The organism is Streptomyces sp. NPDC031426 (genome assembly GCF_055581585.1).
Genome location: NZ_JBVIJE010000004.1, coordinates 360,605 through 378,848 on the forward strand (window position 1 = coordinate 360,605; position 18,244 = coordinate 378,848).

The window sequence follows — 18,244 nt, forward strand, 5'->3', positions numbered from 1 at the left end:
TGTAACGGGAGGCGGTCGGGGCCGTAACACGCCCGCCGCACGCTGGCGGCATGGAACCGATCGCCTCGACGCCCACCCACTGCCCGTACTGCGCCTTGCAGTGCGGGATGAACGTCACGCCCCTGCCGCAGGGGGGCGTCGAGGTGACCGAGCGGACGGACTTCCCGGTGAACCGGGGCGCGCTGTGCGGCAAGGGCCGTACGGCGGCCGAGGTGCTCTCGCCCGCGGTACGGCTGACCTCGCCGCTGGTGCGGTCCGGGGGCCGGCTGGTCGAGGCGGGCTGGGACGAGGCCCTGGACCGGATCGCCGAGCGGCTCGGGAACACGCGGGAGGAGTACGGCGCGGACGCGCTGGGCGTGTTCGGCGGGGGCGGGCTGACGAACGAGAAGGCGTACGCGCTGGGGAAGTTCGCCCGGGTGGTGCTGGGCACCTCGCAGATCGACTACAACGGCCGGTTCTGCATGTCGTCGGCGGCGGCTGCGGGCACGAAGGCGTTCGGGCTCGACCGGGGCCTCCCCTTCCCCCTGGAGGACATACCGAAGACCGGGTGCGTGATCCTCGTCGGGTCGAACCTCGCGGAGACCATGCCGCCCTCCCTGCGCTTCTTCAGCGAACTGCGGGAGAACGGCGGCACGTTGATCGTCGTCGACCCGCGCCGGACGAGGACGGCCGAGCAGGCGGACCTGCACCTGGCCCCCCGGCCGGGCACCGATCTCGCCCTGGCGCTCGGCCTGCTGCACCTGGTGGTGGCGGAGGGGCGGACGGACGAGGAGTACATCCGGGAGCGGACGACGGGCTGGGAGCAGGCGCGCGCGGTGGCGATGGCGCACTGGCCGGAACAGGTGGAGCGGATCACGGGGGTGTCCGTTCCACAGCTCCGGGAGGCGGTACGGCTGTTCTGCGAGCCGGAGTCGGCGATGGTGCTCACCGCACGCGGGCCGGAGCAGCAGTCCAAGGGCACGGACACGGTCGGCGCGTGGATCAACCTGTGCCTGGCGACGGGGCGCGCGGGGCGGCCGTTGAGCGGTTACGGCTGTCTGACCGGGCAGGGCAACGGGCAGGGCGGCCGCGAACACGGCCAGAAGGCCGACCAGTTGCCCGGCTACCGCAAGCTGGACGACCCGGCGGCGCGGGCGCATGTGGCCGGGGTGTGGGGCGTGGACCCGGATGCGCTGCCCGGCCCCGGGCGCAGCGCGTACGAGCTGCTCGACGCCCTCGGCACGGACATCCGGGCGCTGTTGCTGATGGGCTCCAACCCGGTGGTGTCGGCGCCGCACGCGGCGCATGTCGAGGAGCGTCTCAAGTCCCTTGATTTCCTGGCGGTTTGTGACATCGTGCGGTCGGAGACGGCCGAGCTGGCGGACGTGGTCCTGCCGGTGACGCAGTGGGCGGAGGAGACGGGCACGACGACCAGCCTGGAGGGCAGGGTCCTGCTGCGCCGCCAGGCGGTCACCCCGCCGCCCGGGGTCCGCAGCGACCTGTACGTCCTGCACCAGCTGGCGGCCCGGCTGGGGGTGGAGAAGGGCTTCCCGACAGACGCGGAGGAGGTCTTCCAGGAGCTGCGCCGGGCGAGCGCGGGCGGTCCGGCGGACTACTCGGGGATCAGCTACGGGCGGCTGGCGGAGGAGAACGGGGTGTTCTGGCCGTGCCCGCAGAACGCGGACGCGGATCCGGAAGGCGAGGTGGCTCACCCGGGCACCCCGCGCCTCTTCCTGGACCGTTTCGCCACGCCGGACGGCCGGGCCCGGTTCGCCCCCGTGACCCACCGCCCGACGGCGGAGGAACCGGATGCCGAGTATCCGCTGCTGCTGACCACCGGCCGGGTGGTGTCGCAGTACCAGTCGGGGGCGCAGACCCGGCGGGTCACCGAGCTGAACGCCGCCGCTCCCGGCCCCTTCGTGGAGCTCCACCCCCGCCTCGCGTCCCGGATCGGCGCGGCCGAGGGGGATCCGGTGACCGTGACCTCCCGCCGGGGCCGGGCGACCGCCCCCGCCCGGATCACCTCCGCCATCCGCCCGGACACCGTCTTCATGCCCTTCCACTGGCCCGGCGAGGGCCGCGCCAACACCCTGACCAATCCGGCCCTCGACCCGACGTCCCGGATGCCGGAGTTCAAGTCGTGCGCGGTGCGGGTGGAGGTCGGTGACGATCAGCGAGGACTCGGCCGGCCAGTACCTCGCCTCTGATCAGCGCCCGCGCCAGTCCCCGCCGTCGATCGGCCTGCCCTGGTTTCGCAGCCGGGCCGCCACGCGCGGGGCGGCCAGGTAGACCCAGGCGGGGATGGTGGTGCCGTCGGCGCGTACGACCTCGCGGGCGGCGCGTTCGTAGAGGTTGCGGGGGTCTCCCGGGGTGTACTCCTCCAGGCGGTCCAGGGCGGCGAGCAGCTCGGTGTACGACTCCGGGCGGGCGGTGACCAGTTCGCCCCGGATCTCGCCGCCCGGCCGGTCCACGGCGTAGGGGTAGCCGGGGCCGTCGTACAGCGCGGCGTCCCGCAGGCGGGCCGGTTCCTCCGACACGGTGCGGCCCCGCAGGAACAGGTCGTGGTTGGCCTCGCCGGGACGCAGGGTGCCGTAGACGAAGAAGGGCAGGGGGGTGCCGGGCTCCTCAGGGGCCTTCTCGTTCTCCTCGGTGATCACGGAAACGATTCTCTACCCCCCTCGGCTCCTCACACATCTCCATGAAGGGGCTATGGACATGACATGTCAGGGCCCCTTAAATCACTGGGGACATCAGCGCCGCCCCCACGCCTTGACGGGCGCTTCCCCGAGGAGATCCATGAGCCGGATACGCCAGCACGTCCGAGGATCCCGTCGTCTCGCCGCCACCGCCGGCGTCGCCGTCACCACCGCGACCCTGCTGTCCCTGGCCCTCTCCCCCGCCGCACACGCCGACGCCAGACCGACCAGGGCCACCGCGATCCAGAACGCCGCGTCGGCGCTCCTGGCCCACGCCGCGAGCCTCGGCCTGACCCCCGCCGAGGGCACCACCGTCCGCGATGTGATCGTGGACAAGGACGGCACCCAGCACGTCCGCTACGACCGCAGCTACCACGGACTGCCCGTGCTGGGCGGCGACTTCGTGGTCCACCTGACCCCGGACGGCGCCTACCGCAGTGCGAACCGGGCCACCCGCGGCACGATATCCCTCACCTCGATCCTCCCGAAGATCTCCGCGCCCAAGGCCGCCGACCTCGCCGTGAACGCCCTGCGCGCCGTCCACCTCGGCAACACCCTGAAGCAGGTCAAGGCCAAGCCCGAGTTGATCGTCGACGCCCTGCACGGCACCCCGAGGCTCGCCTGGCGCACCAACGCGGCCGGCCTGGACTCGCTCGGCAACCCGGTCGCCCGGACCGTGCTGACCGACGCCCGCACGGGCCGGCAGATCGACGCCTGGGACAGCATCGAGACCGCCGCCGGCGACGGCAAGTCGCTGTACAGCGGGACGGTGCCGCTGGAGACGACCCAGTCGGGATCGTCGTACCAGCTCAAGGACCCGACGCGCGGCAACACCTACACCGGCGACGCCGAGGGCAAGACGGACCTGTGCTTCTTCGGCATCTGCTTCAGCCGGGCGCCCGCGGACCTGTTCACGGACGCCGACAACCACTGGGGCACCGGCACCACCTCCGACCGCGCCTCGGCCGCCGTCGACGCCCAGTACGGCACGAACATGACCTGGGACTACTACAAGAACGTCCAGGGGCGCAGCGGCATCGCGGGCGACGGCAAGGGCTCGTACAACCGCGTCCACTACGGCAGCAACTACAACAACGCCTTCTGGGACGACAGTTGCTTCTGCATGACGTACGGCGACGGTGACGGGACCACGTTCGGGCCGCTGGTCGCCCTCGACGTGGCCGGGCACGAGATGACCCACGGGGTGACGTCGAAGACCGCCGCGCTGACCTACTCCGGCGAGTCCGGCGGGCTCAACGAGGCCACCTCGGACATCCTCGGCACGATGGTGGAGTGGTACGCCAACAACCCCTCCGACCCCGGTGACTACCTCATCGGCGAGAAGATCGTGAAGTCCGGCTTCGGCCACACCGCCCTGCGCTACATGGACAAGCCGTCCAAGGACGGCAACTCGGCGGACTACTGGAGTTCGTCGGTCGGGAATCTCGACGTCCACTACTCCTCCGGTGTCGCCAACCACTTCGCCTATCTGCTGGCGGAGGGCAGCGGCCCGAAGACCATCAACGGCGTCAGCTACGACTCGCCGACGTACAACGGCTCCACGGTCACCGGCATCGGCCGGGACAAGGTCGGCAAGATCTGGTACCGGGCGCTGACGGTCTACATGACCTCCTCGACGAACTACGCGGGGGCCCGCACGGCGACCCTGAACGCCGCCAAGGACCTGTACGGCGCGGGCAGCACCGAGTACAACGCGGTGGCCGCGGCCTGGAGCGCCGTCAACGTGAACTGAGCCCCGCATCGAGTACGCCAGGCCGCGGCCGCCCCGGTGACGATGCCGGGGCGGCCGCGGTCCGCTCGTCACGCCTCGACGTCGACCACGGCCCAGTCGCTGATCCCCCGCCACTGGCGGATGGCCAGCTGGTGGAAGGGGTGGACCAGATAGCGGTCGACCATGTCCATGTCGTCCAGGAGGCCCTCGACGAGGAAGTCGTAGGCGATGTCTCGCGGGGACACGTTGCGGCCGTAGCGCCACTCCCGCAGTTCCGGCACCTCACGCCCGACCTGGGCGGCAGTGCGTTCCGCCGCCTGGTCAGCTTGGCCCGCTCGCGCACGGCCGGGTCCAGGGCGTCGTAGTCGGGCAGGAAACCGTTCTCCCGCAGGAGCGGGAGCGGGTGCATCCGGGCGCGGGCCCGGGGTTCAGGAAGCACTGGCTGATCTCCACCAGGCCTGCCTTCGCGCCGAACAGGATCGCGACCCCGGTCTCGGGGTCCAGCTCGACGCCGTGGTGCGTCGCGTACCACTGGGCGACCACGGCCTGGAGCTCGACGAGCCCGGCGAAGGACGGGTACTGCCGTCGCCCGTTCAACGGCAGACGCCGCTCCATTCGTGTTCTTTTCATACTTGTTGCTCTTCTGGTCGCGGGGTGCGCCTGTGACCTGCCAGAACGCGGCGAGGGTAGACCATGTGGGGGTCGGGGGCGACACCCGTTCATCGCATTTCTGACGAATCATCAGGGAGCGGAACTCCCGGACTGCGGCTTACCTCGGAGACAGGAGACCGAGACGAGAGCCCTGGGAGCCACCATGCGACGCACCGCTCGCCTGCTGTCGGGTGCCGCGCTCGTCATGGCGGCCGCCGCACCCGCCTGGGCCGGCACCGGCAGCCTGGACGTGTACCCCTCCAACGTGGTGCCCGGCGGTCAGGTCACGGTCAACACGGCCGCGTGCGGCGACAAGGGCGCGGCGATCGGGGACGCCGGCGCGGTCGGCGCCGGCACCTTCGCGCTGGCGCCCAGCTCGCACAAGGGCGAGGCGATCGGGCAGTTCCAGGTGCCCGAGAGCGCGCAGCCGGGGACGTACGAGATCGTCGCCAAGTGTTCCGAGGGCACCCGGCAGGTCACCGGCGACCTGGTGGTGGCGTTGAGCGCGGCGCACGAGCAGGTGCAGCCGCGGGGAAGTGTGAAGACGGGGGTCGGCGGCGCACTCGGCGCCGGCCCCGTGCAGACCGCGGCGGGTGTGGCGGCGCTGGCCGTCGCCGCCGCGGGCGGTACCTGGCTCCTGCATCGCCGGGCGAGAGGCGACGGGATCTGACGGACACCCTCCGCTGTCCGTCAGCCGGTACCGCACAGCCCGCCCCCTCCGGGTCCGACGCCCCTCGCGGCCCGGAGGGGGAGGGGGCCGATGGGGCCTCCAACCCACGGAGGCCAGGCCGCCCGGCCCTTCCGGGGTCCAGCCTCCGACCCACGGAGATCCGGACTCCCGGTCCTCGGGGTTCCGGCCTCCGGCCCACGGAGGCCCGGCCCCCAGGTCCTTCCGGGGACCAACCTCCAGCCCACGGAGGCCAGACTCCGGGCCTTCCGGGGTCCAGCCACGGCGCACGGCCAGGCCTCCGCTCCATGGAGGTCCTAGCCTCCAGGCCCACGCAGGGTCCGCCCACCGGCCCACCGAGGTCCGGCCTCCAAGCCCACGGAGGTCCGCCCACCGGCCCACGGAGGCCCCCGCCTCCGGGAGAGGTGTTCGTATGTGCACCAGAACCACGCGCGACAGGCTCGGCGACACCGCGATAGCCGCGGTCACCGTCGTGGCCCTCGGCTCCGGGGTGTGGCTGCTCGGAGGTGGCTCCGGGACGCACGCGCCGCCGCAGCCCGCCGCGGTCGAGGGGCGCCCGGAACCGGGGGGTGACCGGCTCGCGGCACCCGCCCTCGCCCCGTCCCCGCCGACCCGCATCCGCATACCCGAGATACGCGTGAACGCCCCGCTGATGGGCCTCGCCCTCACCCGGTCCGGCAGCCTGGACGTCCCCCCGGCCCAGAACAAGAACCTGGCCGGCTGGTACGAGGCCGGCACCATACCCGGCGAGACGGGCACCGCGATCGTCGCCGGCCATGTCGACAACACCGAGGGTCCCGCCGTCTTCTACGACCTGGGCGCGCTGAAACGGGGCGCCCGCATCGAGGTGGATCGCCGGGACCGCTCCGTGGCCGTGTTCACCGTGGACGCGGTGGAGGTCTACGCGGCGAGCAACTTCCCCGACGAGAAGGTCTACAGCGCGGCGCCCCGCCCCGAACTCCGCGTCATCACCTGCGGCGGCGGCTACTCCAGGACCACCGGCTACCAGGGCAACGTGGTGGTCTTCGCACACCTGACCGGGAGCCGCGCCCCTTCGGCACACTAGTGTGCCGGTTCACCGCCGAGGACATGCTCCCTCCCCCGCGCCCCGAGCGGCGCCGGCACCTCGTTCAGCAGCGCGCCCCGGCGAGCGGCGACCGCCGGACACCACCGGCCTGGTGGACCCGCTGCCCCGCCGAGAACCGGCCCGCGCCTCCTCACAGCCCTGCTGCCCCGCCGAGAACCGGCCCGCGCCTCCTCACAGCCCTGCTGCCCCGCCGAGAACCGTCCGCGCCTCCTCACAGCCCTCCCCCGCCCGCGCACGGACCCCTCACACCCCCCGGCCGCCCCCGCTGAGGGCAGCGTTCCTCACGGGAAACAGGCGTGATGCGACCGGGTAACGTCCGGACCGCACGCTCAAGGGCATGACCTCGAATACGCGTGTGGTGGTGATCGGCGCCGGCCTCGCGGGCGTACGGCTCGCCCGGCGGCTCGGCGAGCTGGGCACGCCCGCGCTGCTCGTCGGCGAGGAGGAGCACCCGCCGTACAACCGGGTGCTGCTCGCCGAGGTGCTGGCCGGCCGGTACGCCCCCGAGGTGATCGGCCTGCCGGCGCCCGAGGGCCTGCTGCGCGCCCGGGTCACCGGTATCGACCGGGCCGCCCGGAGCGTCGAGTGCGCCGACGGCTCCTCGATCGCATACGACACGCTGGTTCTCGCCACCGGATCCAATCCGGTGCTGCCGCCGCTGCGCGGTCTGTTCACCCCGGATCACCAACTCCCCGAGGGCGTCCACGCGTTCCGGACGATGGACGACTGCCTGGGGCTGGCCAAGGCGGTCCGGCCGGGTGTGCGCGCGGTCGTCATCGGGGGCGGGCTGCTCGGCGTGTCCGCCGCCCGCGCGCTCGCCGTGCGCGGCGCGCAGGTCGTCCTCGCCCAGCAGGCCGAGCGGCTCATGGAGCGCCAGCTCGACCCGGACGCCTCGCGGCTGGTGCTGCAGCATCTCACCGACCTGGGCGTCGAGGTGCACACCGAGTGCCGGGTGCGGGACGTGCGCTCGGTCGCGGGGGCGGTCCGCTCGGTGGAGATGGCCGACGGATACGCCCTGGACGCCGACCTCGTCGTGGTCGCCTGCGGGGTGCGCCCGCGCGCCTCACTCGCCGAACAGGCCGGTCTCGCCGTGCACAAGGGCATCCTCGTCGACGACGAACTGCGCACCTCCGACCCGCACATCCACGCGGTCGGCGACTGCGTCCAGCACGACGGCACGGTCTACGGCCTGGCGGTCCCGGCGCTGGAACAGGCGGACGCTCTCGCCGAGTTGCTCGCCGGAGACCCGGGCGCGCGCTATTGCGGCACCCGCTCCCTGACCCGGCTGACCCTCACCGGACCGGGCTCCCCCTTCGACCTGGCCGCGTTCGGCGAGACCGAGGCGCGCCCCGGCGACGACGTCGTACGGCTCGCCGACGCCACCCGCGGCACGTACCGCAAGGTCGTCGTCCGCGACGACCGGCTGGTCGGCGGGGTCCTCGTCGGCGAACTCGGCACCGTCGGCGCGCTCGCCCGCGCCTGGGAGGGAGCAGAGCCGCTCCCGACCGACGGCGGCCCGCTGCTCCACCTGCTCACCAACGACGGAGGCTCCTGATGTCCACGGACACCACCCCCACGATCGTGCTCGTCGGCCACGGCATGGTCGGCCAGCGCTTCCTCGAAGCGCTGGCCGAGCGCGGCCTGACCGCCACGCACCGCGTGGTCGTGCTGTGCGAGGAGCCGCGACCGGCGTACGACCGCGTGCAGCTCACCTCGTACTTCTCGGGCAAGACCCCCGAGGACCTCTCCATGACCGACATGGGGTTCATCAAGGACCACGGCATCGAGCTGTACGTCGGCGACCCGGCTCAGACGATCGACCGCGAGGCGAGGACGGTCACGGCCGGGTCCGGCCGGGTCTTCGGGTACGACACCCTCGTCCTGGCCACCGGCTCGTACCCGTTCGTGCCGCCGGTCCCGAACAAGGACGCCGAGGGCTGTTTCGTCTACCGCACGATCGAGGACCTGCTCGCCATCGAGGAGTACGCGAGGACGCGGGCGACGACCGGCGCCGTGGTCGGCGGCGGACTGCTCGGCCTTGAGGCGGCCGGCGCGCTGAAGGGGCTCGGACTGGCCACGCACATCGTGGAGTTCGCGCCGCGGCTGATGCCCGTACAGGTCGACGAGGGCGGTGGCGCGGCGCTGCTGCGGACCATCGAGGGCATGGGCCTGACCGTGCACACGGGTGTGGGCACGCAGGAGATCCTCACCGGTGCGGACGGCTCGGTCAGCGGCATGAAGCTGTCCGACGGTTCCGAACTCGCCGCCGACATGGTGGTGTTCAGCGCGGGCGTTCGGCCCCGCGACCAGCTGGCCCGCGACTGCGGCCTCGCGGTCGGCGAGCGCGGCGGCATCACGGTCGACGAGCAGTGCCGTACGGTCAGCGATCCGCACGTCTTCGCGATCGGCGAGTGCGCACTGGCGGCGGACGGGCGGGTGTACGGCCTGGTGGCCCCCGGCTACGAGCAGGCGCAGACGGCCGCGGCGACGATCGCCTCCGACGAAGCCGCTTTCGCCGGCGCCGACCTGTCCACCAAGCTGAAGCTGCTCGGCGTGGACGTGGCGTCCTTCGGCGACGCGCACGGCACCACCGAGGACTGCCTGGACGTCGTTTACTCCGACTCCCGCGCCGGCCTGTACAAGAAGCTGGTCATCGGCCCGGACGGCACACTGCTCGGCGGCATCCTGGTCGGTGACGCGGAGGCGTACGGCACCCTGCGCGCGCTGACCGGTTCGGTGCCCCCTGTCTCCCCCGAGTCGCTCGTCCTGCCCGCCGGAGCGGGCTCGGGGGCCCAGCTCGGCCCGTCCGCCCTGCCGGACGAGGCGGTCATCTGCTCCTGCCACAACGTCAGCAAGGGCACGATCCGCGGCGCGGTCACGGAGCACAGGTGCACCACCGTGCCCGAGGTGAAGAAGTGCACCAAGGCCGGTACCGGCTGCGGAAGTTGCGTCAAGGTGCTCGGCCAGCTCGTCAACGCCGAGCTGGAGGCGTCCGGCGTCGAGGTCGACAAGGGCCTGTGCGGCTGCTTCGCCCAGACCCGCGAGGAGCTGTACGAGATCGTCCTCGCGCTGCGCATCACGTCGTACCAGGACCTGCTGGACCGGTACGGCCGTGCGGGCGCCCGGGGCGGCGACGGCTGCGAGGTCTGCAAGCCGGCGGTCGGCTCGATCATCGCCTCCCTCGCCCCGACGATCGGCGCGAGCGGCTATGTCCTGGACGGCGAGCAGGCGGCCCTGCAGGACACCAACGACCACTTCCTCGCCAACCTGCAGAAGAACGGTTCGTACTCGGTCGTGCCGCGCATCCCCGGTGGCGAGATCGCACCCGAGAAGCTGATCGTGATCGGCGAGATCGCCCGGGACTTCGGCCTCTACACGAAGATCACCGGCGGCCAGCGCATCGACATGTTCGGCGCGCGGGTGGAGCAACTCCCGCTGATCTGGGCCCGCTTGGTGGACGCCGGCTTCGAGTCGGGCCACGCGTACGGCAAGGCGCTGCGCACGGTGAAGTCCTGCGTCGGCTCCAGCTGGTGCCGTTACGGCGTCCAGGACTCGGTCCGGATGGCGATCGACCTGGAGCTGCGCTACCGGGGCCTGCGCTCCCCGCACAAGCTGAAGTCGGCGGTCTCCGGCTGCCAGCGCGAGTGCGCCGAGGCCCAGTCGAAGGACTTCGGTGTGATCGCCACGGCCAACGGCTGGAACCTGTACGTCGGCGGCAACGGCGGTGCCACCCCGCGCCACGCGGACCTGCTGGCCCAGGACCTGTCCGACGCCGAACTGGTCCGCCTGATCGACCGTTTCCTGATGTTCTACATCCGCACGGCCGACCGCCTGGAGCGCACCTCGACCTGGCTGGAGCGGATCCCGGGCGGCCTGGACCACGTACGGGACGTGGTGGTGCACGACTCGCTCGACATCTGCGACGAGCTGGAGCGGCTGATGCGGGCGCATGTCGCCCACTACCGCGACGAGTGGGCGGAGACCATCAACGACCCCGAGAAGCTAGCCCGGTTCGTGTCCTTCGTGAACGCCCCGGACACCCCGGACCCGGTCGTCGCCTTCGTCCCCGAGCGCGACCAGATCAAGCCCGACCTGCCGCTGCTGAACATCGGCCTGCGGCCCGCCGACGACATCCTGGAAGGAAGCGCCCGATGACCCTGGCTGTCGAGACCACCGACCTGAAGGTCCAACTCCGGCTCGCCGACGGCTGGTTCACGGCCTGCGACCTGAGCGCGCTCACCCCGGGCCGCGGGGTGGCCGCCCTGCTGCCGGACGGCCGCCAGGTGGCCCTGTTCCGCGACCGCGCCGACCGCCTGTACGCCGTCGACAACCGTGACCCCTTCACCGGCGCGGCGGTCCTCTCCCGCGGCCTGACCGGCACCCACCGGGACCGCCCGTTCGTCGCCTCCCCCCTGCTCAAGCAGCGCTTCGACCTGGCCAGCGGGGAGTGCCTGGACGACGAGGAGGTGCGGGTGGCCGCGTACGAGGTGCGGGCCGCCTGACACGGGCCTCGACCTCTCTGGATCTCGGCCGTTTCAGTAAGCCTTAGGCTGCCCGCATGGCCAGGACGAAGGAATTCGATCCCGACGCCGCCCTGCAGGCAGCCCTGGAGCTGTTCTGGCAGCGCGGCTACGAGGCGACGTCGATGGCCGAGCTGGTCGAGCACCTCGGCATCGGCAGGGCGAGCCTGTACGCGACCTTCGGGAGCAAGCACGAGCTGTACCTCAAGGCGCTGGAGCGCTACGAGCGGTCGGGGCTCACCCGGATCGTGCAGGAGCTGTCCCAGCCGGGGGCTGCCCTGCCGGCCGTGCGGGCGGTCGTACGGCGGTACGCGGCGGAGGCGGCCGACGAGCGGCTGAGGCTGAACGGCTGCCTGATCACCAACACGGCCGCCGAACTGGCCCCGCACGACCCGGCCGCAGCCCGGCGCGTCGAGCGCAACTGGGACCATCTGGAGACACTGCTGCACTCCGCGCTGGCCCGCGCCCAGAGCCAGGGCGAGTTGCCGGCCGGCCGCGATCCGCTCGCGCTGGCCCGCACCCTGCTGGTGCTGATGCAGGGCCTGCGGGTCGTCGGCAAGGCGTCCGCGGACCCGGCCCGCGTCCGGGAGGCGGCGGAGCAGGCACTGGCACTGCTCGACTAGACGGACACCCTCCCCGCGGAGGGCGTCTTTCCTGGCCTCATACTGAACCGATCGTTCCGCAAAATTCGGTCCTCATGCCTCGCTTCTCCGGCCGGACGGCCCTCGTCACCGGCGCGGGATCCGGCATCGGCCGGACCCTTGCCCTCGCGCTCGCCGCCGAGGGAGCCCGGGTCGTCGTCGCCGGACGGCGGCCCGAGCCGCCGGCGGAGACCGTCCGGCTGATCGAGGAACAGGGCGGCAAGGCCCTCGCCGTGGGGGAAGGGCAGGACGCCGAAGCGTGTTGCGGCCGTGTGCCAGCGGGGGTGGGGGGCACCCGGAACACATGTGCTGGCCGCGGGCACCTGGAACGCATGTCCGACCGCAGGCGGCGGGCCGCAGGCGGCGGGCGGCGGGCCGTCTCGGGGCGGCGATGCACAACTTTTCCGCCCCATGGTGCATCCAACCCAGTGACCTGCATCCACCCGTTCGCCCGATGGAGGCGGATGTGTCATGTTTCCGTATCTGAATTTCCCGGATCATCCGAACCCTCGCCCTCAGAGAGCCTTCCGGACGCTCCGGACGCTCCCCAGGCGCAGCCCGGCGGCCGCACTGACCGCCGCGCTCCTCGGCCTCACGGCCGCGGGAGCCGCGTGGAGCGCGACCCCGGCGGCGGCACGGACCTCGGCCACCGTCCGGACCTGCGCCGTCAGCGACCTCTACCTCTCCATGGGCCGCAAGGAAGGCGCGGCGGGCTCGCTGTACTGGCCCATCCGGTTCACCAACACCAGCACGACCAGCTGCGCCCTGCGCGGCTACCCGGGCGTCAGCGTCCTGGACACCGCGCACCACCAGATTGGCCCGGCCGCCACCCGCAGCGGCCGCTCGTACGGCACGGTCACCCTCACCCCCGCCCATTCGGCGTCGGCGATAGCCCGCACCACCAACGGCCCGGTGGGCGGCCCCTGCCTGCGCGCCGGCGCCTACCTGCGGGTCTACCCACCGGCCTCTCACACCGCGATCCTGGTCCCGGCCTCCTGGACGACCTGTTCGGGCGTCTTCCAGATCGGGCCGGTGAACGTCGCGGGCACCTTCTGAGAGGGGGCGGAAGAGCCGAAGGGGCGGCACCCACACCAGGTACCGCCCCGAGCGACTCCCCCCTCTCAGTCCCGCCGGATCAGCACCGGGCCGCATGTCAAGCAGCGACTCGCCGGTGCTTCCCGGCGACCCACCACCATTGCGGGTGACTAGATGTCAGAAGATCACCCGCAAGGGCTAACTGCCGCTCAACTCCGCCTATCGGCACGGAGGTTGCTGGCTCATCAGCTCTGCTTCGGAGCGGGATGGAGGGCCTCCGTATACCCGATCAGTCCCACGAAACCGAGATCCCGATTTGCTCGATATGACAGCAATAAGAGGTGTTAGTACGTTCAATCACGCACCGTCTGCCACAGCGGGCGCTTCCCTCTCGGTCTCAGAAGGAGAACAAGCGGCATGTCCATGAACCGTTCCCACGCGATCGCCACGGCCGTCGCAGCCGCCGCGGCCCTGACCGCGACTGGTATCACCTACGCCTCGGCCGCCTCACCGCCGGTTCCCCAGTCCGCCCCGGCGGCTGCCATGGCGGCACCGCTCGGCGGCCCCAGCACCCCCAACACCGAAGGCAAGGGCAACGAAGGAAGAGGAGGAAGGGAGTTCCGCCCCCACTTCGAGGGCAGGGTCTTCATCAACGAGCGCGAATACTCCGGCCGCCCCGACGGCTGCATCACCGTCGTCAGCGGCCTGGGTGCCAAGACTCTCAACATCCGCAACGACAGCCGCAACGTGGTCGAGGTCTTCCGCGGGGCCGTCTGCGACAACGGCGCCCCCATCGCCATCGTCGGCCCCCACAGCGACGCCAACGGTGTCTGCCCGAAGTTCAGGGACGAGGACGAGCGCGAGCGCGAGCACGAGAACGAGAACTGCGAGGAGCGCGAGCACCACGAGAAGGGCGAGCACCACGAGAAGGGTGAACACCGCGAGAAGGGCGAGCACGACGAGAAGGGCGAACGCCACGAGAAGGGCGAACACCGCGAGAAGGGTGAACACCACGAGGACGAGGACGGACTGAAGGTAAAGAACGGAGTCATCGCCAGCTTCCGCGTCATCTGCCGCCATGGCGAGGGCGGCGGATTCGGCGAAGGCGGTGGATTCGGCGAGGGCGGCGGATTCGGCAAATAATGCCAGCAGCTGCCTAATGCACATGCTGGAGAACGCCGGCCCACCGGAATCGGGCCGGCGCCCTCCGGCTAGGCGCACAATACAGGATCCCGGCCCGCCGTAATCGGGCCGGGATCCTGTTGTGCAATGGCTGACGGGCCGTAAGCCTTGGCCTGGTATGCGGTGACGCGCCTTTAAAGCCATAAGCGCCCCGCACGTAGCGGCTACCCATTCCCGCGAATAGCGACCTACCTTGCCTCTCGCTGCTCCGATAGAAACGTCGCCTCTGCTTGCATTCCCTTTGACAACCGCCAAAGGTCACCGGGCTTTTCGGGCTTGCGGGCCAGCAGGCAGGCGTGCGGTCTGCTCACCCGTCCGCCAGGCTCCTGCTCCAGCCTCGCGGTGACGACGAGTCCGGCCTGCTCCAGCAGGCCGATCACGCGGTTCAGGGGCACGAGATACGACTCGTAGGACACCGGACGGCCATAGCCCTGGGTGGGCTGCAGCCGTTCATCGCCGACATAGTCTCCCCAGAGCAGGTAGCCGCCGGGCGCGAGCGTGCGGTGGAACTCGGCGAACACCGCCGGCAGCCACTGCGGGGGCGTGTGGTGGGTGGAGTACCAGGCCAGGATGCCGCCGAGTTCGTCGTCCCTCATCTCCAGCGCGGTCATCGAGCCCGCGGTGAACCGCAGGTTCGGATAGGCGTGCCGGGCCAGCCCGATCATCTTCGGTGACAGATCGACGCCGAAGGCGGACACTCCCAGCCCGGCCAGGTGCGCCGTCACGCGTCCGGGGCCGCACCCCAGGTCCGCGACCGGCCCCAGACCGGCCGTCCGCACGAGTTCGGCGAACCCCGCCAGCATCGCGCGGGACAGCGGGTCCATCTCGGCTGGAGGCGGGACCCGTTCGACGTAATCGGCGGCAACCGTGTCGTACGACTCCCGGACGGCGGTCAGGAAGGAGGGCTCAGCCATGCGGGCGACCCTAGACCAGAGGACCGACTGGAGGGCACGACGAGGGCACCACGGCTTCGGACCACAGACGATGCACGGAGAGGCGGCACCCCCGCACAGGGTGTCGCCTCTCCTCTTTCGTGCGCCGGAGCCGCCGCCGATCGGTGAGGGTCGGGGACCAGCGGCTGCTCCGGGGTTCACGGGGCCCCTGAGGGCCTAGCGGTGGTCGCTGCCCACCGACTGGGTTGCCGCGCGGCCTGCCTCGAGGCGGGCCACGGGGATGCGGAAGGGGGAGCAGGAGACGTAGTCCAGGCCGACCTCGTGGAAGAAGTGGACGGACTCGGGGTCACCGCCGTGCTCGCCGCAGACGCCGAGCTTCAGGTCGGGGCGGGTACGCCGGCCCGCCTCCGCCGCCGACTTCACCAGGGAGCCGACGCCGTCCCTGTCGATCGTCTCGAAGGGGCTGACGCCGAAGATGCCCTTCTCCAGGTACGCGGTGAAGAAGGAGGCTTCGACGTCGTCGCGGCTGAAGCCCCACACCGTCTGCGTCAGGTCGTTCGTGCCGAAGCTGAAGAACTCCGCCGCCTCGGCGATCTGGCCCGCCGTCAGGGCGGCTCGCGGGAGTTCGATCATCGTGCCGATCGCCAGCTTCAGAGCCGTACCCGTCGCCGCCTCGACCTCCGCGATGACCTTGTCGGCCTCCTCGCGGACGATCTCCAGCTCCTGGACCGTGCCGACGAGCGGGATCATGATTTCCGCGCGCGGGTCGCCCTTCGCGGACTTGCGTTCCGCCGCCGCCTCGGCGATCGCGCGGACCTGCATCGTGAACAGGCCGGGGATGACCAGGCCGAGGCGGACGCCGCGCAGGCCGAGCATCGGGTTCTGCTCGTGCAGGCGGTGTACCGCCTGGAGCAGGCGGAGCTCGTTCTCGTGCGGCTCCTGGCGGGACTCGGCCAGGGCCACGCGGACCGACAGCTCGGTGATGTCGGGGAGGAACTCGTGCAGCGGCGGGTCCAGGAGACGGATCGTCACCGGGAGGCCGTCCATCGCCTCGAAGAGCTCGACGAAGTCCGACTTCTGGAGGGGGAGCAGGTCCGACAGGGCCGCCTCGCGCTCCTCCTCCGTGTCCGCGAGGATCAGCTTCTCGACCATCTCGCGGCGCTCGCCGAGGAACATGTGCTCCGTGCGGCACAGGCCGATGCCCTGGGCGCCGAAGCGGCGGGCGCGCAGCGCGTCCTCCGCGTTGTCCGCGTTGGCGCGCACCCGCAGGCGGCGCTTGCGGTCGGCGAAGGCCATCATGCGGTGGACCGCCTCGACCAGCTCGTCCGCGTCGTCGGCGCCCGGGTGCATCCGGCCCTCGAAGTACTCGACCACGGGGGACGGGACCACCGGGACCTCGCCCAGGTAGACCTTGCCGGAGGAGCCGTCGATGGAGATCACGTCGCCTTCCTCGACGACGTGGCCGCCGGGGACCGTCATGCGACGGCGCTTGGTGTCGACCTCCAGCTCCTCCGCGCCGCACACACACGTCTTGCCCATGCCACGGGCCACCACGGCGGCGTGGGAGGTCTTGCCGCCGCGCGACGTCAGGATGCCCTCCGCCGCGATCATGCCGTCCAGGTCGTCCGGGTTCGTCTCGCGGCGGACCAGGATGACCTTCTCGCCCGAGCGGGACCACTTGACGGCCGTGTAGGAGTCGAAGACCGCCCGGCCCACCGCGGCGCCGGGAGATGCGGCGATGCCGCGCGCCACCTTGTCGACCTTCGCCTGCTCGTCGAAGCGCGGGAACATCAGCTGGGCCAGCTGGGCGCCGGTGACGCGCTGGAGCGCCTCCGTCTCGTCGATCAGGCCCTGGTCGACCAGCTGGGTCGCGATGCGGAAGGCGGCGCCCGCCGTGCGCTTGCCCACGCGGGTCTGGAGCATCCACAGCTGACCGCGCTCGATCGTGAATTCGATGTCGCACAGGTCCTTGTAGTGGTTCTCCAGCGTCTCCATGATCTGCATGAGCTGGTCGTACGACTTCTTGTCGATCGACTCCAGCTCCGCGAGCGGGACGGTGTTGCGGATGCCGGCGACGACGTCCTCGCCCTGGGCGTTCTGCAGGTAGTCGCCGTAGACGCCCTGGTGGCCGGAGGCGGGGTCACGGGTGAAGGCGACGCCCGTGCCGGAGTCGGGGCCGAGGTTGCCGAAGACCATGGAGCAGACGTTGACGGCCGTACCGAGGTCGTGCGGGATGCGCTCCTGGCGGCGGTAGAGCTTGGCGCGGTCGCCGTTCCAGGAGTCGAAGACCGCCTTGATGGCGAGGTCCATCTGCTCGCGCGGGTCCTGCGGGAAGTCCCGGCCGGCCTCCGCCTTGACGATCTTCTTGAACTTGGTGACCAGCTTCTTCAGGTCGGCGGCCTCCAGGTCGGTGTCGACCGTGACCTTCTTGGCCTCCTTGGCCGCCTCGAGGGCCTCCTCGAAGAGGTCGCCGTCGACGCCGAGGACGGTCTTGCCGAACATCTGGATCAGGCGCCGGTAGGAGTCCCAGGCGAACCGGTCGTCGCCGGCCTGCTTGGCCAGGCCCTGCACCGACTTGTCGGACAGGCCGATGTTCAGGACCGTGTCCATCATGCCGGGCATGGAGAACTTCGCGCCGGAACGGACCGACACCAGAAGAGGGTTGTCGGGCTGGCCGAGCTTCTTGCCCATGCGGGACTCGAGGGCGTCGAGGTGCGCACTCACCTCGTCACGCAGCGCCGCGGGCTCCTCACCGCTGTCCAGGTAGACCTTGCAGGCCTCGGTGGTGATGGTGAAGCCGGGAGGCACCGGCAGACCGAGGTTGGTCATCTCGGCGAGGTTGGCGCCCTTGCCGCCGAGGAGGTCCTTGAGGTCCTTGTTGCCCTCGGTGAAGTCGTAAACGAACTTCACTACGTGGGGTTCTTTGTTTTCCGACACGGGTCTCGACTCCTTGAGGCCACGGTGGCTGCCCTGACGGCGAGGAACATACCCAGATCGAAGGCGCATGGGTACGTCCACTTGCGCGTCATGAGCCCGTAACCACTCGTCCGCCAGCGGATCGAAAGTCAAGGCTTGGCAAGCAAGCACCGCCAGATGCCTTCACTTCTTGAACGCAAGCATGCCCAGAGGCTGGGTTTTTC

At 71.2% G+C, this 18,244-nt stretch carries 14 protein-coding genes and 2 pseudogenes; 11 read left to right on the top strand and 5 right to left on the bottom strand.

Annotated elements, in window-relative coordinates:
* Window positions 1-50: 50 nt before the first annotated feature.
* Window positions 51-2,186 carry a molybdopterin oxidoreductase family protein gene (locus tag ACZ5NH_RS09915; protein ID WP_468774004.1) on the top strand — a complete coding sequence of 712 codons (2,136 nt, stop codon included), beginning with the start codon at window positions 51-53 and terminating at the stop codon, window positions 2,184-2,186.
* Here the strand turns inward: ACZ5NH_RS09915 and ACZ5NH_RS09920 are convergent, their stop codons facing one another.
* Window positions 2,187-2,636 (bottom strand): gamma-glutamylcyclotransferase family protein, encoded by a 450-nt coding sequence (locus ACZ5NH_RS09920; RefSeq protein ID WP_451552362.1) that lies wholly within the window; start codon window positions 2,634-2,636, stop codon window positions 2,187-2,189.
* A gap of 139 nt (window positions 2,637-2,775) precedes the next feature.
* Between ACZ5NH_RS09920 and ACZ5NH_RS09925 the strand changes: the two genes are divergently transcribed.
* Window positions 2,776-4,428, top strand: coding sequence for a M4 family metallopeptidase (locus tag ACZ5NH_RS09925; protein ID WP_468774007.1), 1,653 nt, complete (start codon window positions 2,776-2,778; stop codon window positions 4,426-4,428).
* Between the two features lie 68 nt (window positions 4,429-4,496).
* Here the strand turns inward: ACZ5NH_RS09925 and ACZ5NH_RS09930 are convergent.
* Window positions 4,497-4,706: pseudogene (locus ACZ5NH_RS09930) on the bottom strand (Dabb family protein); the annotation flags it as partial.
* A gap of 22 nt (window positions 4,707-4,728) precedes the next feature.
* On the bottom strand, window positions 4,729-5,037 hold the full coding sequence (locus ACZ5NH_RS09935; RefSeq protein ID WP_468774009.1) for an aminotransferase class I/II-fold pyridoxal phosphate-dependent enzyme: 309 nt from the start codon (window positions 5,035-5,037) through the stop codon (window positions 4,729-4,731).
* A 184-nt stretch (window positions 5,038-5,221) separates the two neighbouring features.
* Here ACZ5NH_RS09935 and ACZ5NH_RS09940 point away from each other — a divergent pair, with 184 nt between their 5' ends.
* The 9 genes and pseudogenes from ACZ5NH_RS09940 to ACZ5NH_RS09980 all read left to right on the top strand — a co-directional run bounded on the left by ACZ5NH_RS09940 (window position 5,222) and on the right by ACZ5NH_RS09980 (window position 14,172).
* On the top strand, window positions 5,222-5,728 hold the full coding sequence (locus tag ACZ5NH_RS09940) for a hypothetical protein (protein ID WP_468774011.1): 507 nt from the start codon (window positions 5,222-5,224) through the stop codon (window positions 5,726-5,728).
* Window positions 5,729-6,158: 430 nt separating this feature from the next.
* Window positions 6,159-6,812 (top strand): class F sortase, encoded by a 654-nt coding sequence (locus ACZ5NH_RS09945; protein ID WP_468774013.1) that lies wholly within the window; start codon window positions 6,159-6,161, stop codon window positions 6,810-6,812.
* Between the two features lie 358 nt (window positions 6,813-7,170).
* The gene (locus ACZ5NH_RS09950; RefSeq protein WP_468774015.1) at window positions 7,171-8,388 is read left to right on the top strand and encodes an NAD(P)/FAD-dependent oxidoreductase; all 1,218 of its coding nucleotides are present in this window, start codon (window positions 7,171-7,173) and stop codon (window positions 8,386-8,388) included.
* Window positions 8,388-10,988 carry a nitrite reductase large subunit NirB gene (gene nirB / locus ACZ5NH_RS09955; RefSeq protein ID WP_468774017.1) on the top strand — a complete coding sequence of 867 codons (2,601 nt, stop codon included), beginning with the start codon at window positions 8,388-8,390 and terminating at the stop codon, window positions 10,986-10,988. The genes ACZ5NH_RS09950 and nirB overlap by 1 nt, the downstream gene beginning before the upstream one ends.
* Window positions 10,985-11,335, top strand: a complete 351-nt coding sequence (nirD, locus tag ACZ5NH_RS09960) for a nitrite reductase small subunit NirD (RefSeq protein ID WP_388622085.1) — start codon at window positions 10,985-10,987, stop codon at window positions 11,333-11,335. The genes nirB and nirD overlap by 4 nt, the downstream gene beginning before the upstream one ends.
* Window positions 11,336-11,391: 56 nt before the next feature.
* Window positions 11,392-11,976: a TetR/AcrR family transcriptional regulator gene (locus ACZ5NH_RS09965; RefSeq protein ID WP_468774019.1), complete on the top strand. Its 585-nt coding sequence runs from the start codon at window positions 11,392-11,394 to the stop codon at window positions 11,974-11,976.
* Between the two features lie 74 nt (window positions 11,977-12,050).
* Window positions 12,051-12,230: pseudogene (locus ACZ5NH_RS09970) on the top strand (SDR family NAD(P)-dependent oxidoreductase); the annotation flags it as partial.
* A 235-nt stretch (window positions 12,231-12,465) separates the two neighbouring features.
* Window positions 12,466-13,050 (top strand): DUF4232 domain-containing protein, encoded by a 585-nt coding sequence (locus tag ACZ5NH_RS09975; RefSeq protein ID WP_468774021.1) that lies wholly within the window; start codon window positions 12,466-12,468, stop codon window positions 13,048-13,050.
* Window positions 13,051-13,446: 396 nt separating this feature from the next.
* Window positions 13,447-14,172, top strand: coding sequence for a hypothetical protein (locus ACZ5NH_RS09980; RefSeq protein ID WP_468774023.1), 726 nt, complete (start codon window positions 13,447-13,449; stop codon window positions 14,170-14,172).
* A gap of 227 nt (window positions 14,173-14,399) precedes the next feature.
* Here the strand turns inward: ACZ5NH_RS09980 and ACZ5NH_RS09985 are convergent, their stop codons facing one another.
* Complete coding sequence (locus tag ACZ5NH_RS09985; protein ID WP_468774025.1) at window positions 14,400-15,125, bottom strand: class I SAM-dependent methyltransferase; 726 nt, start codon at window positions 15,123-15,125, stop codon at window positions 14,400-14,402.
* A 195-nt stretch (window positions 15,126-15,320) separates the two neighbouring features.
* The gene (ppdK, locus tag ACZ5NH_RS09990; RefSeq protein WP_388622095.1) at window positions 15,321-18,041 is read right to left on the bottom strand and encodes a pyruvate, phosphate dikinase; all 2,721 of its coding nucleotides are present in this window, start codon (window positions 18,039-18,041) and stop codon (window positions 15,321-15,323) included.
* Window positions 18,042-18,244 lie beyond the last annotated feature (203 nt).

Coding starts and splice junctions, on each gene's coding strand:
- nirD (WP_388622085.1), top strand. CDS start 10,985: ATGACCCTGGCTGTCGAGACCACCGACCTGAAGGTCCAACTCCGGCTC.
- ACZ5NH_RS09985 (WP_468774025.1), bottom strand. CDS start 15,125: ATGGCTGAGCCCTCCTTCCTGACCGCCGTCCGGGAGTCGTACGACACG.
- ACZ5NH_RS09975 (WP_468774021.1), top strand. CDS start 12,466: ATGTTTCCGTATCTGAATTTCCCGGATCATCCGAACCCTCGCCCTCAG.
- ACZ5NH_RS09945 (WP_468774013.1), top strand. CDS start 6,159: ATGTGCACCAGAACCACGCGCGACAGGCTCGGCGACACCGCGATAGCC.
- ACZ5NH_RS09965 (WP_468774019.1), top strand. CDS start 11,392: ATGGCCAGGACGAAGGAATTCGATCCCGACGCCGCCCTGCAGGCAGCC.
- ACZ5NH_RS09925 (WP_468774007.1), top strand. CDS start 2,776: ATGAGCCGGATACGCCAGCACGTCCGAGGATCCCGTCGTCTCGCCGCC.
- ACZ5NH_RS09950 (WP_468774015.1), top strand. CDS start 7,171: ATGACCTCGAATACGCGTGTGGTGGTGATCGGCGCCGGCCTCGCGGGC.
- ACZ5NH_RS09935 (WP_468774009.1), bottom strand. CDS start 5,037: ATGAAAAGAACACGAATGGAGCGGCGTCTGCCGTTGAACGGGCGACGG.
- ACZ5NH_RS09940 (WP_468774011.1), top strand. CDS start 5,222: ATGCGACGCACCGCTCGCCTGCTGTCGGGTGCCGCGCTCGTCATGGCG.
- ACZ5NH_RS09915 (WP_468774004.1), top strand. CDS start 51: ATGGAACCGATCGCCTCGACGCCCACCCACTGCCCGTACTGCGCCTTG.
- nirB (WP_468774017.1), top strand. CDS start 8,388: ATGTCCACGGACACCACCCCCACGATCGTGCTCGTCGGCCACGGCATG.
- ACZ5NH_RS09980 (WP_468774023.1), top strand. CDS start 13,447: ATGTCCATGAACCGTTCCCACGCGATCGCCACGGCCGTCGCAGCCGCC.